Raw genomic sequence first — 13,459 nt, 5'->3', positions numbered from 1 at the left:
GCCGTGTCGCGGCTGATGGATGCTCGGGGCTTCCCACCACCCCGGCCTCCGCATGCCCACTCCCACTCCACCTCCCCCCCGCAAACTCGGCCTCGCCGTCCTCGGCCTCGGCGAGGGCCGCAGCATCATCTCCGCCGGCGTCCAGAGTCCCCTCTGGGACGTCGTCTGGCTCTGCGATCTCAACGAGGCTCTCGGTCGCCAGCGCTGCGCCGAGTTTGGCCTGACGCAGTTCACCTCCTCCTTCGAACAGGTGCTCGCCGACCCGCGCGTCGACGCCGTCGGCATCTACACGCCCGACCACCTGCACGCCACGCACGTCATCCAGGCGCTCAACGCCGGCAAACACGTCATCTGCACCAAGCCGTTCCTCAACGACCTCACGCAGGCGCGTGACGTCCTCGCCGCCCAGCAGCGCAGCGGCCGCCAGGTCATGGTCGGCCAGAGCTCGCGTTTCTTCGCGCCGTTCGCCCGCCAGCGGGAGCATTTTCTCTCCGGCGCGTTCGGCGAACTCATCACGATCGAGGCCCAGTACCACGCCGACCACCGCTGGTTCCTCGAGAAGCCCTGGGCCCGCAGCGCCTCCTTCAAGTGGCTCTTCGGCGGACTCAGCCACCCCGCCGATTTCATCCGCTGGTACCTGCCCGATGTCACCGAGGTCATGGGCTACGCCGACCTCAGCCCGACCGGCCGGGCCGGCGGCCTGGTCAATCCCGACACGTTCCACTTCATCTTCAAATCCGCCGCCGGCCGCATCGCGCGCGTGAGCGGCACGTATTCCAGCCCGACCGTCCCCGCCCAGCGCGACAGCGGGATGAGCTGCATCCTGCGCTGCACCGGGGGCGCGAGCCAGGCCGACTACCACGAGCTGCGGTACGCGTGGAAGATCGGCTCACAGGCCGTCGTCGAGGCGTTTGAGGGCGCCGAGGACTACTACTTCCGCTTCGAGGGTCACCGCCACCACGCCGGCGAATACCAGAACTACATCGAATACTTCGCCCGCGGTATCGCCGCCGGTGAGACGCCCAAGCCCGACGCGCGCGAGGGGATCGTCACCGTCGCGCTGTTGCAGGCGATGGAGGAGTCCACCACCCGCGGCCAACCCGTCCAGGTCCGCGCCATCCTTGACCGTCACGGACTCGGCGATCTCGCCTAATCCCCCGGCGCCGCTCCGCTTTCTTCCAGCCCCCCCAAAACGCATGCACCGCACCTCCTACGCCACCCGGTTCAGCTACGCCGCAAGCGATGTCGCCGGCCAGCTCCTGTTTTGCTGGATCATGTGGTACCTGCCCTACTTCTACACCGACGTCTACGGCCTCTCCGCCGCGGCCGTCGGCACGATCCTGCTCGTCGCGCGCTGGGTCGACGCGATCGATGCGCCCGTGTGGGGCATCATCTTCGACCGCACGCGCAGCCGCTGGGGCAAGAGCCGGCCGTGGTTCCTCTGGCTCAGCGCGCCGTTCGCGGTGTTCGGCACGCTGACGTTCCTCACGCCCGATCTCGGGCACACCGCCAAGATCATCTACGCCGCGCTGACCTACATCGCGTGCAACGTCCTCTACACCGGCATCAACACCCCGGTGACGTCGATCCTCTCGGCGCTCACGCCCGACTCGAAGGAGCGCGTCACGCTCACCACGTTCCGGATGTTCGGTTCCAAGCTCGGCGTCCTCATCGTCAACCTCACCGGCCTGGCCCTCGTCGCCCGGCTCGGCGGCGGCGACGACCGCAAGGGCTTCCTCCTCGCCGTCCCGATCTTCGCCGTCCTCTCGCTGCTGCTGTTCCTGCTCGCGTTCAAGAACCTCAAGGAGGTCGTGCCCGTGGAGTCGAAGCCGCAGCCGATCCTCGGCACCTTCGGCGCGCTGCGCGGGAACTGGCCGTGGTTCATCATTTTCGCGAGCAGCTTCCTCTTCTGGATCGGCTTCATCTCCCGCGTCACGGTCCTGCCCCACTTCTTCAAGTACGCGCTGCACCGCGAGGACCTCATCAAGGTCGCGACCTCCCTCGACTTCGCCTCGCTCGCCACCGCCTTCCTCCTGCCCTGGTTCTGCCGGCACGCCTCGAAGGGCACGGTCTGGGCCGTGGGACTCCTCGGCATGGCGCTCGGCCAGGTGATCGTTTTCCTCGGCGTGCAGCAGGGACCGTCGATCCCGCTCATCATGGCGGGCTGGACGATCGGGTTCCTCGCCAGCGGCGTCGCGATGGCGATGCCGTTCGCGGTGCTGTCCGACAGCGTGGACTACGGCGAATGGAAAACCGGGATCCGCGCCGCCGGGCTGCTCACCGCCGTCGGCGCCGCGTTCTGTCTCAAGGCCGGGGCCGGCCTGGGCGGCGCGATTCCGATGTGGATTCTCGACCGCGCCGGCTACGTGCCCAACGTCGCCCAGTCCGCCGCCTCGCTCGCGGGCATGAAGTTCGGCCTGATCTGGCTGCCCGCGATCTGCTTCGCCGTCGCCGCGCTCCCGGTGCTCTTCTACCGCCGCTTCGAGTCCCTCGAGCCGCAGATCCAGGCCGAGTTGCAGCAGCGGCGCCAGCACGCCACGCCCGCGCCGGCCCCCACGCGCTGAGTCCCGTCCGCCCGCCTTTCCGTCCGTCGCTCCGCTTCGTCCTCTTCCAGCATCCGTCATGTACACGCTCGAAAGCCACGGCCCCGCCGTGATCTTCGCCTGCGGCGAACGCCGCCTCCGCGTCCAGTTCGTCACGTCCGCCATCGTGCGCGTGACCGTCACCGAGGGCCGGCCGTTCAAGCCCCACACGAGCCTCATCGTCGAAACGCCGCCGCCCGCGGTCGCCTGCACGCTCGAGGAGCAGCCCGAGGCCTTCGTCCTGCGCACCGCCGCCCTCCGCGTGCACGTCGCGCGCGCCACCGGCGCGCTGTCCTACTTCGACGCCGCCGACCGGCTTCTGGTTCGCGAGCCCGAGCGCGGCGGAAAATGGCTCACGCCGCGGGACGTCATTCGCAATGTGTACCGCAAGGACGCCGCGATCGCCGCCGGCCAGAGCATCGACGGCGCCCGCGCCAACGTGGAGGAATGCGACCGCGTCTTCGACCGGCACGCGTTCGAGGCCAAGCTGGAGTTCGTGTTCTCGCCCGATGAGGCGCTGTTTGGCTTCGGCTCGCACGAGGAGGGCTACGGCAACCTGCGCGGCAAGGCCCGCGAGCTCTACCAGCAGAACATGAAGGCCGTCGTGCCGTACTTCGTCTCGACCCGGAACTACGGCGTCCTGCTCGACGCGTACTCACTGATGACCTTTCACGACGACGCCTTCGGCTCCTACGTCTGGGCCGAGGTCGTCGACGAGTTGGACTACTACGTCATCACCGGCGACTCGTTCGATGCCGTGACCCGCGGCTGCCATCTGCTCACCGGCCCCACGCCGATGCTGCCGAAGTGGGCCTTCGGCTACACGCAGTCAAAGGAGCGCTACGTCAACGCCCGCGAGATGCTCGACGTCGTCCGCGAATACCGCCGCCGCCGGATCCCGCTCGATGTGATCGTCCTCGACTGGAAGTCCTGGCCCAACGGCAACGGCTGGGGCCAGAAGTCCTTCGACCCCGTCCGCTTCCCCGACCCGCCGGCGTTCACCGCCGCGCTGCACGACCTCGGCGCGCGGCTGATGGTCTCGATCTGGCCGATCATGACGGGCGACTGCCCGAACCAGCGCGAGTTGCTCGAGCGCGACCTCATGCTCGGCAACCAGGCGACGTACAACGCGTTCTCCCCGGAGGCGCGCGCGTGCTACTGGGAGCAGGCCAACCGCGGGCTGTTCGCCCAGGGCATCGATGCCTGGTGGTGCGACTGCACCGAGCCGTTCGAGGCCGACTGGTCCGGCGCGGTCAAACCCGAGCCGCACCACCGGCTCGCGATCAACACCGGCCAGGCCCGGCGCTACCTCGACGAGGGCTGCCTCAGCGCGTATTCACTTCTCCACTCCAAGGGCATCTACGAGGGCCAGCGCCGCGCCACCGCGGCGAAGCGCGTCATCAACCTCACCCGCTCGTCCTACGCCGGCCAGCACCGCTACGGCACCATCACGTGGTCGGGTGACATCTGCGCCACCTGGGAGACCCTCCGCCGCTCGATCCCCGAAGGGCTCAACTTCTGCGTCACCGGCGAACCCTACTGGAGCGTCGATATCGGCGGGTTCTTCATCAACCACGACCCCAAGCTCTGGTTCTGGCGCGGCGACTACGCCGATGGCTGCCGCGGGCTGACCGAGATGACCGCCCTGGAGCCCGACCCGAAGGACACCGGCTGCCAGGACCGAGGTTACTGGGAGCTCTACACGCGCTGGCTGCAGTACGGCGCGTTCCTGCCGATCTTCCGCTCGCACGGCACTGACGCCGCGCGCGAGATCTGGCGCTTCGGCGAAGCCGGCACGCCCTTCTACGACACGATCGCGGAGTACATCCGCCTCCGGTATGAGCTTCTCCCTTACATCTACTCGGCCGCCGCCCAGGTGACGCTCGCCAGCGCCACGCTGATGCGCCCGCTGGCGCTCGACTTCCCCGCCGACCCGCGCACGCACGCCGTCACCGATCAGTTCCGGTTCGGCCCGTCACTCATGGTCTGCCCCGTGACGCAACCGATGTACTTCGGTCCCAACTCGACGCCGATCGAGGGCGCCGCGAAGAGCCGGTCCGTTTACCTGCCCGCCGGCACGACTTGGTGCGACTTCTGGACCGGGGCGGCGCACAAGGGCGGACGCACCATCGAGGCCGCCGCGCCGCTGGAGACGATCCCGGTCTTCGTGCCCGCCGGCACGATTCTCCCGTTGTCGCCCGAGCCGCAGCAGTACACCGACGAGAAGCCCGACGCCCCGTACGAGATCCGGATCTACGCCGGCGCCAACGGCACGTTCGACCTCTACGAGGACGCCGGTGACTCCTACGCCTACGAGCAGGGCGCCTACTCGCTGATCCGGCTCACGTGGAAGCAACGCAGCCGCCGGCTCACCATCGGCGCGCGCCAGGGCACGTTCCCGACGCAGGTAACCACCCGCGAATACCGCGTCGTCCTCCTCGCCGACGGCCAGCGCACGACCAAAACGGTCACCTACACCGGCGCCGCCCTGACTGTCGCCTTCCAGACCTGAGTCAGCCGCGCCGCGGTCGCCTCGTTCTTGGTTACCTAAGCTCGCCAACTGGGCTGGCCTCGGCGTGCCGTCGCGGGCCCGACCCCGAAGCGGTCCATCGGTCGCCACTCCACTTCCACTCCCACGGTCACTCTCCGTCTCGCTTTCACTCCGCAGCCGACGCCTCCCGCCTCGCCAGCCCGCGCCTGAGTTGGCAGTCTGCGCACCGGCCAACTCCGCCGAAACCCATGGTCCCAAACCCGATATCCGCGCCCTGTAATGTCGGCGCGTTTCCGGGGTTCACCTCACTGGTGAACCATGCCATGGCCCTCTCCAGTCTGTTCCTGTGGTGGCGACTCGACCCGCCGGCGGATGCGACCGCGTCGGCGCCCGACGCGCTCGATCCCGAGGGCGCCGTCTTCCAACGCGCCAGCAGCGGCGACGAGCAAGCGTGGCAGGAGTTGTTCGACCGCTGGAAGAAGCCGCTGCTCGCCTTCTTCTACCGTTCGCTCGGCACCATGCCAGAGGCCGAGGACCTCACGCTCGAGGTCTTCGTCCGCCTGCACCGCGCGGCAGATCGCTACGAGCCGCGCGCGGCCTTCGCCACGTTCCTCTTTCACATCGCCCGCAACCTCCTCCTCAACGCCCTGCGCCACCGGCGGCGCAAGCCGGCCCAGCCGGTCGCGCCCGAAGCCTTCGACTACCTCGTCGCCCCCGAGAGCGAGGAGGCCCGCCGCGTGTCCGAACTCGAGGAGTCGTTCCAGCACGCCCTCGCCCAGCTGCCCGAGGCGCAGCGCACCTTGCTGCTGCTCGTCCAACAGCAGGACCTCGACCAGCGTGCCGCCGCCACAATTCTCGGCCTCACCGAGAACGCGCTGCGCGTACAGCTCCACCGCGCCCGCGCCCGCCTGAAGGAAATCATGTCCAACGTCCCATGAACCCGAACCAAGAACCCACCGACCGTGAACTCGACCGGCTGCTGGGCAGCCAGTTGAACCGCACGTCACCCGCCTTTGAGCAGCGCTGGCGCGAACTGCGCGGCGACTTGGTCGGCCGCACCGGCCCGCGCCGGCCTAACTGGACGCGCTGGCTGTGGTGGCCCGGGCTCGCCACCGCGGGCCTCGCCGCCGTGGCCCTCTTCCTCGTCACGCGGTCACCGGCGCCGGCAATCGCACCGGCCGATGCCGCACGCTTTGAGGAACTCATCGCGCTCGACGCCGCTCTCGCGCCCGCCCGTCCGCTGCTCGACACCGAGAATCGCGATGCGCTGATCCAGATTTCCATCGTCCCAGATTCCGTTGTGCCATGAAGACTCTCTCCGCACTCGTCCTCGCCTGCGCGTTGCCCGTCGCCGCGATCGCCCAGAACGCTCCGGCCTCCACCGGCCCCAGCGCGCCTGCGGCCACGACCACGTCCATCGCCCCCGGCGAACTCGCCGCGCTCGAGCAGTTCCTGAACCTCTCCGACGCCGAGCTCGCCCAACTGCAGCAGGCGATAGCCCGGCTGCGCGCGATGACGGCCGTCGATCGTGCCAAGCTCCGCGACGAGATCGTCGCCTTTCGCCGTTTGCCCGAGCCGCAGCGCCGGCAGTTGCGGCAGGGCTGGGGCGCGGTGCCGCCCGACATCCAGGCCGGCTGGCGCGACATGATGCACGCCGCCACGCCCGAGCGGCGCGCTGAGATTCAGTCAAAGCTGCAGTCGCTTCCGCCCGACGAAAAGGCCCAGTACCGGCGCGCCCTGGTCGAGGAGTACCTGAAGGTGAAACCCCGGAAATAGCGGGCACACGCCAACGCGGAGGGTCCGCTGACCCGCGACCTCATCAGCATGTGACGCGGTGACGCCCTGACCCCGTTCGGATGGGGTCAGGGCGTCACCGCGTCACATTTTCCACGGGGTCAGGCCGTCACTTTGTCACACGTTTGCGGCCGTTTCGATGGTGTCACGGCGTCACATTCAGGCCCAGCGCCCGCTCGCTGCCGCGCCGAAAATTCCGCGCGCGACGTAATGTCCGCCCCGCCGCGGTGTTTCCCTTAGCGAACTCGATTCCATCCATGAAAACGAAACTCGCTCTGCTCCTCCTCACTCCCGCCCTCGTCTTCGCCGCTCCGGCCCGCCAGGGCCAGGGAGCCGGCGCCGGATCGCCCGCCAACCCGAACCCGGTCCGCCCGGACTGCCCCTTGAACACGGTCACGGCCGCGACGCCGACCACGCTTCCCGTCGCTGCGCTCGTCGGCGCCGTCGAGGAAGAGCGCATGGCACGCGACCTCTATCTCGCCGCCGCCGCCAAGTGGGACCTCCCGATGTTCACCCGCATCGCCCAGGCCGAGGCCCGCCACGAGGTCGCGCTCGTGCGGCTCGCCACGACCGCCAACGTTTCGCTCCCCGCCGCCCAAGCCGGCGTCTACACGAGCGCCAACCTGGGTGAGCTCCACACCGCGTTGATGGCCCTGGTGAATGAATCCGCCACCGGCGCGCTCAAGGCTGGCGCGCTCCTCGAGGAGACCGACATCCGCGACCTGCGTCAGCTCCAGGCGACGGCCACCGACGACCCGACTCGTGCCGTGCTCGCGAATCTCGAGCGCGCCTCGGGGCACCACCTGGCCGCCCTCACGCGCACTCTCGCCAGCCAGGGCATCACCTACGCGCCCCAGATCCTCGCCGCCGCTGACTACAGCGCCGTCATCGCGACGCCCGGCCAGGGCCGCAGCCAGCGTCGCGGACCCGGTCGCGGCCTCGGCCTCGCCGTCGGCAACGGCGTCTGCGACGGTACCGGCCCGGGCTCGGCCACTTGCCCGGTCAACGGAACGGCCACCTGTCCGGTCAACGGCACTGGCCGGGGAACCGGCAGCGGCACCGGTACCGGTTACCACGGCGGCCGGTAAGCGAACCGCGTATTTTCCCGTTTCCTCCCAACCGCAGCCCACCGGCTGCGGTTTTCTTGTCATTCGGGTACACACGAACGACGCCCGCCGTATCGCGTGTCGGAGACTCAAGCGGTGCGTTCCGCACCATCCTGCCTTCGGTCTTGGGTTACATCGTCGCCCGCGACCTCAGGCGCCGGGTCCGGGGAAGGCGCGGCCGTGCAGTGCGCTCGCCGTCGTGATGCCACGTGTACCTATTACATCGCGACGAGCCGCTTGAACCCCACGCCGGTGTCGCCACGTTCTCGGCCGCATGAACCGCTTTCGCGTCGCGCTCGCCAATGCCCGGATTCCCGCCCGCCCCGAGGAGTCCGTTTCGCTCGCCGAACAGATCGTGGCCGAAGCCGGCGCCGCCCAGGCCGGGCTGGTCTGCTTCCCGGAGTGTTACATCCCCGGATACCCGTATCCGAACCAGCCGGTCGCACCGGCCGATCCGGCCTTTCTCGAGGCCGCGTGGACGCGCGTCGGCGCCGCGGCGGCCCGCGCGCAGGTCGGCGTGATCCTCGGCACGGAGCGCGTCGTCGACGGCGATCGGCGGCTCACGGCGCTGGTATTCGATCGCGACGGTTCGCGGCTCGGATTCCAGGACAAGGTGCAGCTCGACCCTTCCGAGGAGCCCATCTACCGGCCGGGCGCCGGCCGCCGCGTCTTCAAGATCGGCGCGCTCACCTTCGGCATCGTCATCTGCCACGAGGGCTGGCGCTATCCTGAGACCGTCCGCGCCGCCGCCCGCCAGGGCGCGCAAGTCGTCTTCCATCCGCATTTCGACACCGACCCGGCCGGTCCCGCGCGTCCCGGTTTCGCCGATCCGGCGAACACCTTTCACGAAAAGGCGATGCTCTGCCGCGCCGCGGAAAACACCTGCTACTTCGCCAGCGTGAACTGCGCCGACGCCGGCACGGCCACGACCTCCGCCATCGCGCGGCCCGACGGCACGCTCCTCGCCTTCCAGCCCTACGGCCGCGCCGGCCTGCTCGTGGCCGACCTCGATCTCGACCTCGCCACCGGCTACCTCGCCTCCCGCCTCCGGCCGAACGCCAACTGAACCACGTCGGTCCACGAGCCCGGCCCGGCCCTTGAATGGAGATAACTAGCCAAATCTGGCTACTTATCGCCCGTAACTAGCCAGATCTGGCTAGTTATCTCGGACGGGAATGCGGTTGCTGCGATCTTTGGGCGCGCCTACGCAAGCGGCACCGTGAGCGAACTCCCCGATTGCCTCGGACAAGCTGCCGCACCTGCACATGCATCTCGTGCCGAAGTATGAGGGCGGCGCTTCGTTCGGCTCCACCTTCGAGATGATGCCGGCAACGAAGAAGCTGCTGGCCGAGCCCGAATACGCCGAGATCATCGCCGCCCTCAAGCGCGCGCTGTAGCCGCCACGCGGCCTGGGCGATCTGGCCGAGACCCGCCCCTCGGTGATCGATCTGAAATGAACCACAGAGACACCGAGGACACCGAGAAAACCGGTTGATTCGTTGGGCCACAGACCTCGGGGAGGTCACCGAGCTTCTGATATGCGCTTCCCTCCGACATCCGACCTCTGACGTCTGACCTCTGACATCTGGCCTCCGGCTTCCGGCCTCCGGCTTCTGGCTTCCGGCCTCCGGCTTCCGTCCTCTGGCCAGCCCTCAGGGCACGACCGTGACGATCACGCGCTGGTAGCGCGTGAGGCGCGGGGAGCCGTGGTCGGTCACCGCGAGGATGATGTGCATGGTCCCGGTCCCCGGGGGCATGACGCGACCCGTGGGCACGAGGAACCAGGCCTGGGGCTGGTCGAAGTTTCGAATCTCCAATGGCTGACCGGAGCGTCCGCTCGAGGTCGCGAGCGTCCCCGCCTCGCCGTAGTAGAACCACTCGTAGGCCAGCGCGTCGCCGTCCGGGTCGGTCGAGCCCGCCGCGCTCAGATCCACGCGCGCGCCGCGCTTCGCCACCAGCTCGGCTGGATGCCCGAGCTTCGCCACCGGCGGATGATTCGCCTCCGCCGGCGCCTTCACGGTCCAATCCATCCGCGCGGCAAAGTCGTTCTGGAACGCCTGCCGCCAGCGCCAGATGGTCGCATGATTGTCCGTGTGCCAGCGGCCATCCACTCCCAGCACCTCGTCGTCCGCATCCGTCCAGATCGGCCGGGTCTCGGGCTGGAGGTGCCATTTCTGAAAGCGCGGCGTGTAGCATTCGTAACGTCCACCCCACCCGCCCCACTCGGGATGCTCCGGCACGCTCAGACCATTGTTTACCAGGTTCAAAAACGACGGCGTGTCGCCTTCCATCAGGTACTCCCAGCGCGGGTACTCCGCCCCGAGCGGGCCCTTCCGGCGCACGTTGGTTTCGAGCCATTCGTTCGTCACCAGCGAGAAATCAGCCCCGGCAAACCGGCCGTGAAAGGTGTCTCCGCTGATTCCGCTCCAGGTGGCGTGATGGTACGCGCCGCCGGCGTTCGAGCCGGGGCTCGTGATGTAGAACAGCTCGGGAAACTCCCGCCGCAGCCAGGGGCCCGAGTCGTCCTGATCCGAGATGGCGTACACGCGCAGGCGCGCCACAAACCGCTGCACCTCCGCCGCGCGGCGCGTCGCGCGGACTTTCCACAACGCCTGTGCCAGCACGTTCGGCCCGCCCCACACGGGCACCCACAGTGGCCGCGGGTCGGCCGCATCCACCGCCCGTATCAGCAGCTCCGATCCCGGCGAATCCTTGCCCGGCCCCACGCCTTCCATGCCGCACAGCGGGAGTCCTTCGCTGACGCGGCTCAGCAGCGCGTCCGCCGCCGGGAAGCCGGGCTCATGCCGCTCGAGGTTGTCGCGCACCTTCCCATACGCCGTGACGATCCGCCGGATCCGTTCCGGCGCCACGCGATTCCGCTGATGCACCGAGGTGGTCGCGACGAGTCCTTCGATGTCGTACTGGTTCGCGTACGTGAGGAACCGCACCATCGACATCGCGTCGTCGGGCTCGTTCTCGATGTCAGTCAGGACCAGCACGCGCGGTTTCTCCACCGCTCCAAGTGACGGGAGCAGCAGCGACAGCAGCAGGATCAGGCAGGCAAACGTTCTCATGGCGGGATTAAAAACTGCAAAAAGTCGGGCGGCAGCGCACCGGGCCGGAGGCGGGGCGGTTCAGCGCGCCGGCGCTTTGCAGCGCTGCATCCGCGCCGCGAAGTCGCGCAGGAAATCCTCGCGCCACTGGCTCACGGTCTTCGCGCCCGGCTCGTTGCCCTCCCGCCAACGTGGATCCGGGTCGTCCGTCCACCAGTTGGGATAGTCAGCCGACGGCGTCCGCGCGCGTTCCGGCGAGGGCAGCACCGAAGTGAACGCCCCAGCCCGTCCGTCGAGCCGCGCGTCGTCGCTCTTGATCCGGTAGGTCCAGCGCTTCGCCTCTTTCGGCGAAAACAGGAAACGCCAGGTGCCATCCTCCGCCCGGAAGCCGGCGAAAGACTGCCCGTCGACGATCAGTTCGGCGCGCGTCGCACCCGGCGCCGTCGGAGTCCGCGCCATGAGTTCCACGATGCTGTAGGTCTCCACGGTGTCGGCGGCGTTCGGCGGCGTATCGAAGCGGTAGCGCGGCCGGTCCCACGCCCGCACGAATTGCCCGCCCCACGAGGGCTTCGCCGGATTCTCCGGCTCGGCGCCGAACAGATACACGAGCGACGGCGTGTCGCCCATCTTCACCTTGGGCGCGATGCGCACGAAGGTGTCGCCGAGCGCGCCGCAGCCTTGCACGTGGGTCGAAACAAACGCCGCGTTGCCCCACTCGCCCGCCTGGTTGCCGCCGGTGAACCAGCCGCGGTAGGTCGCGTTCGCCTCGATGATCCAGAGGTTCCGGTGCGCCCGCGCAAGGTAGTCGTATGCGGTCGTCGACCACTTCTTATTCGGTCCGCCAATGAAGTACACGCGCAGCTGCGGCGTGATCGATGGATCGTCGTGCAACGCCTGTGCCAGATCATCGATGCCGCCCCAGACGAGCACCCAGAGCGGACGCGGATCCGCGCGGCGCGCGCACGTGATGATCCAGTTCGAGCCCTCGGTCGGCTTGCCCCAGCCGCGCAGATCAGCCGCATCCGAGCCGCCCTGCTTCGCGATCGCATGCAGCCGCTCCGGTGTGGGGTACGCGTCGGAGTAGGTCCGCAGCCGCGGGAAGTCCTGCGCGTAGGCGTCGACCATCTCGTGAATGTGCCGGACGCGGTTCCGCGCCGTGCCCCAGGGCGACGCGATCATGCCTTCCAGATCAATGCGGTCCGCGTTCACCAGCAGGTGCACGAACGACTGGAAGTCGTCGAAATCAGTCCCGCCGATGTCCGACGTCACGATCACGCGCGGTCGGACCGTCGCCTCCGGCGCCACCGGCGGTGGGGCGCCGGCCGCGGACCACGACACGAGGCCGACGGCCACGACTCCGACGACTTGCGTGAGCGAGCGAGGCCGTGCGCAACACGCCGCCGCAATGATGTCGGAGAGCCTCATGGCGCCCGAGAGAAACGATTACCGAATGAAACGCGACCTCCGTGAACAGGGCCCGTCCCATACCTTTCCGGTATCACCGTCAGCACCAACGAAGCATTTCCGTCGGCCGCGCTCCGGGCGGTATATTCGGGTATGGTTAGCCGTGATTACACCCGTGAAATCGGGATGGATTCTCGTGAGAAGAAGGTGCCGAAGGCCGTCGCCATTGCGGTGATCGCCGCCGTCATTGCCGGCGGTTGGTTCCTCGCGCACACGTTCCCCGCCAAGGTGCCGGTGGAACAGCACGCCGCCGCGCCCGCCGGGTCGCACTAGCCGGCGGCGGCGCGTTTCGCCTCACGCGCCTCTCGCCCCTCCCTCGCACCTGCGGTGCGTCGAGACTTCATCCGCGACGCGAATTCTCAGTCGTGCCGATTCGCCGCTGCGTGCCCGCGATCGAACACCAGCGACGTCAGCCGCGCCAGCACGAGCGGGCCGCTCAGCGCGATCACGATGTCGCGCACCGCCACGTCGAGGAACCGTCCCATGACGAGCAGCTGCAGCGCGCCTTTGTTTTCGCCACGGGCGAAAACAAGAGCGCCGGACACGACGCGAAAGTATCCGGACATTATCGCAGGAGTATCCGGACATTATTCCCGAGTATCTGGACATTATCACGCTACTCGTTGCGATTGAGCTAATTATAATTGCAGCCATCGTCCCCTCGACGTCCTCGGTTTTCGCGACGCGAAAACCGAATGGGTCGAGCGGTGAGCAGGTGGGAGGGGCGATTCAGGGCCGGATCGTGGCAGAATCGGGGCGCCCCTGGGAGCGAACTCGGGGCGGAATTGGGGCGCGAAAAGGGCGCGCCGGGGCGAAAGAGGGCGCGACACGAACACTCTGCGTGCACGAGCCGGGCAGAAATCTGCACGGAAAGGGCGGCAACCATGCGGCATCAGGACACGGACCGTACTGTTTGTGCGCGCCCAAAGGGGCAACGACCGTGCCTTTCGCCGCGCCCATGGGGGGCGC

Annotated in this window: 13 protein-coding genes; 10 read left to right on the top strand and 3 right to left on the bottom strand. The window is 68.4% G+C overall.

The window, feature by feature from the left end:
• Positions 1-52 precede the first annotated feature (52 nt).
• The 9 genes from DB354_RS02230 to DB354_RS22800 all read left to right on the top strand — a co-directional run bounded on the left by DB354_RS02230 (position 53) and on the right by DB354_RS22800 (position 9,370).
• Positions 53-1,153 (top strand): Gfo/Idh/MocA family oxidoreductase, encoded by a 1,101-nt coding sequence (locus tag DB354_RS02230; protein ID WP_107833806.1) that lies wholly within the window; start codon positions 53-55, stop codon positions 1,151-1,153.
• Between the two features lie 43 nt (positions 1,154-1,196).
• Entirely contained in the window at positions 1,197-2,564 is a 1,368-nt protein-coding gene (locus tag DB354_RS02225; RefSeq protein ID WP_107833805.1) for an MFS transporter, read from the top strand.
• 58 nt (positions 2,565-2,622) lie between these two features.
• The gene (locus DB354_RS02220) at positions 2,623-5,094 is read left to right on the top strand and encodes a glycoside hydrolase family 31 protein (RefSeq protein ID WP_107833804.1); all 2,472 of its coding nucleotides are present in this window, start codon (positions 2,623-2,625) and stop codon (positions 5,092-5,094) included.
• A gap of 302 nt (positions 5,095-5,396) precedes the next feature.
• Positions 5,397-6,011: an RNA polymerase sigma factor gene (locus DB354_RS02215; RefSeq protein ID WP_158277324.1), complete on the top strand. Its 615-nt coding sequence runs from the start codon at positions 5,397-5,399 to the stop codon at positions 6,009-6,011.
• The gene (locus tag DB354_RS02210; RefSeq protein WP_107833802.1) at positions 6,008-6,382 is read left to right on the top strand and encodes a hypothetical protein; all 375 of its coding nucleotides are present in this window, start codon (positions 6,008-6,010) and stop codon (positions 6,380-6,382) included. The genes DB354_RS02215 and DB354_RS02210 overlap by 4 nt, the downstream gene beginning before the upstream one ends.
• Positions 6,379-6,849: a DUF3106 domain-containing protein gene (locus DB354_RS02205; RefSeq protein WP_107833801.1), complete on the top strand. Its 471-nt coding sequence runs from the start codon at positions 6,379-6,381 to the stop codon at positions 6,847-6,849. Before DB354_RS02210 ends, DB354_RS02205 begins: the two co-directional genes overlap by 4 nt.
• A 275-nt stretch (positions 6,850-7,124) precedes the next feature.
• Positions 7,125-7,955: a DUF2202 domain-containing protein gene (locus DB354_RS02200; RefSeq protein WP_158277323.1), complete on the top strand. Its 831-nt coding sequence runs from the start codon at positions 7,125-7,127 to the stop codon at positions 7,953-7,955.
• Positions 7,956-8,247: 292 nt separating this feature from the next.
• Positions 8,248-9,039 (top strand): carbon-nitrogen hydrolase family protein, encoded by a 792-nt coding sequence (locus DB354_RS02195; RefSeq protein WP_107833799.1) that lies wholly within the window; start codon positions 8,248-8,250, stop codon positions 9,037-9,039.
• 199 nt (positions 9,040-9,238) lie between these two features.
• Positions 9,239-9,370: a hypothetical protein gene (locus DB354_RS22800; protein ID WP_255420648.1), complete on the top strand. Its 132-nt coding sequence runs from the start codon at positions 9,239-9,241 to the stop codon at positions 9,368-9,370.
• 255 nt (positions 9,371-9,625) lie between these two features.
• Here DB354_RS22800 and DB354_RS02190 read toward each other — a convergent pair whose 3' ends face one another.
• Positions 9,626-11,047, bottom strand: a complete 1,422-nt coding sequence (locus DB354_RS02190) for a nucleoside hydrolase-like domain-containing protein (protein ID WP_107833798.1) — start codon at positions 11,045-11,047, stop codon at positions 9,626-9,628.
• A gap of 60 nt (positions 11,048-11,107) precedes the next feature.
• On the bottom strand, positions 11,108-12,451 hold the full coding sequence (locus DB354_RS02185) for a nucleoside hydrolase-like domain-containing protein (protein WP_107833797.1): 1,344 nt from the start codon (positions 12,449-12,451) through the stop codon (positions 11,108-11,110).
• A gap of 132 nt (positions 12,452-12,583) precedes the next feature.
• Between DB354_RS02185 and DB354_RS02180 the strand changes: the two genes are divergently transcribed.
• Positions 12,584-12,763 (top strand): hypothetical protein, encoded by a 180-nt coding sequence (locus DB354_RS02180; RefSeq protein WP_107833796.1) that lies wholly within the window; start codon positions 12,584-12,586, stop codon positions 12,761-12,763.
• Positions 12,764-12,849: 86 nt separating this feature from the next.
• On the opposite strand, the gene DB354_RS02175 is transcribed toward DB354_RS02180, so the two are convergent.
• A complete protein-coding gene (locus DB354_RS02175) occupies positions 12,850-13,056 on the bottom strand; it encodes a hypothetical protein (RefSeq protein WP_107833795.1) in 207 nt (68 codons plus the stop codon).
• Positions 13,057-13,459: the final 403 nt, after the last annotated feature.

The organism is Opitutus sp. ER46, assembly GCF_003054705.1.
Classification (GTDB): domain Bacteria; phylum Verrucomicrobiota; class Verrucomicrobiia; order Opitutales; family Opitutaceae; genus ER46.
Note: the sequence above shows the minus strand (reverse complement) of the source record. Positions and strands in the feature narration are given on the sequence as shown.

Coding starts and splice junctions, on each gene's coding strand:
- DB354_RS02180 (WP_107833796.1), top strand. CDS start 12,584: ATGGTTAGCCGTGATTACACCCGTGAAATCGGGATGGATTCTCGTGAG.
- DB354_RS22800 (WP_255420648.1), top strand. CDS start 9,239: ATGCATCTCGTGCCGAAGTATGAGGGCGGCGCTTCGTTCGGCTCCACC.
- DB354_RS02230 (WP_107833806.1), top strand. CDS start 53: ATGCCCACTCCCACTCCACCTCCCCCCCGCAAACTCGGCCTCGCCGTC.
- DB354_RS02175 (WP_107833795.1), bottom strand. CDS start 13,056: ATGTCCGGATACTTTCGCGTCGTGTCCGGCGCTCTTGTTTTCGCCCGT.
- DB354_RS02200 (WP_158277323.1), top strand. CDS start 7,125: ATGAAAACGAAACTCGCTCTGCTCCTCCTCACTCCCGCCCTCGTCTTC.
- DB354_RS02195 (WP_107833799.1), top strand. CDS start 8,248: ATGAACCGCTTTCGCGTCGCGCTCGCCAATGCCCGGATTCCCGCCCGC.
- DB354_RS02225 (WP_107833805.1), top strand. CDS start 1,197: ATGCACCGCACCTCCTACGCCACCCGGTTCAGCTACGCCGCAAGCGAT.
- DB354_RS02205 (WP_107833801.1), top strand. CDS start 6,379: ATGAAGACTCTCTCCGCACTCGTCCTCGCCTGCGCGTTGCCCGTCGCC.
- DB354_RS02220 (WP_107833804.1), top strand. CDS start 2,623: ATGTACACGCTCGAAAGCCACGGCCCCGCCGTGATCTTCGCCTGCGGC.
- DB354_RS02210 (WP_107833802.1), top strand. CDS start 6,008: ATGAACCCGAACCAAGAACCCACCGACCGTGAACTCGACCGGCTGCTG.
- DB354_RS02185 (WP_107833797.1), bottom strand. CDS start 12,451: ATGAGGCTCTCCGACATCATTGCGGCGGCGTGTTGCGCACGGCCTCGC.
- DB354_RS02190 (WP_107833798.1), bottom strand. CDS start 11,047: ATGAGAACGTTTGCCTGCCTGATCCTGCTGCTGTCGCTGCTGCTCCCG.
- DB354_RS02215 (WP_158277324.1), top strand. CDS start 5,397: ATGGCCCTCTCCAGTCTGTTCCTGTGGTGGCGACTCGACCCGCCGGCG.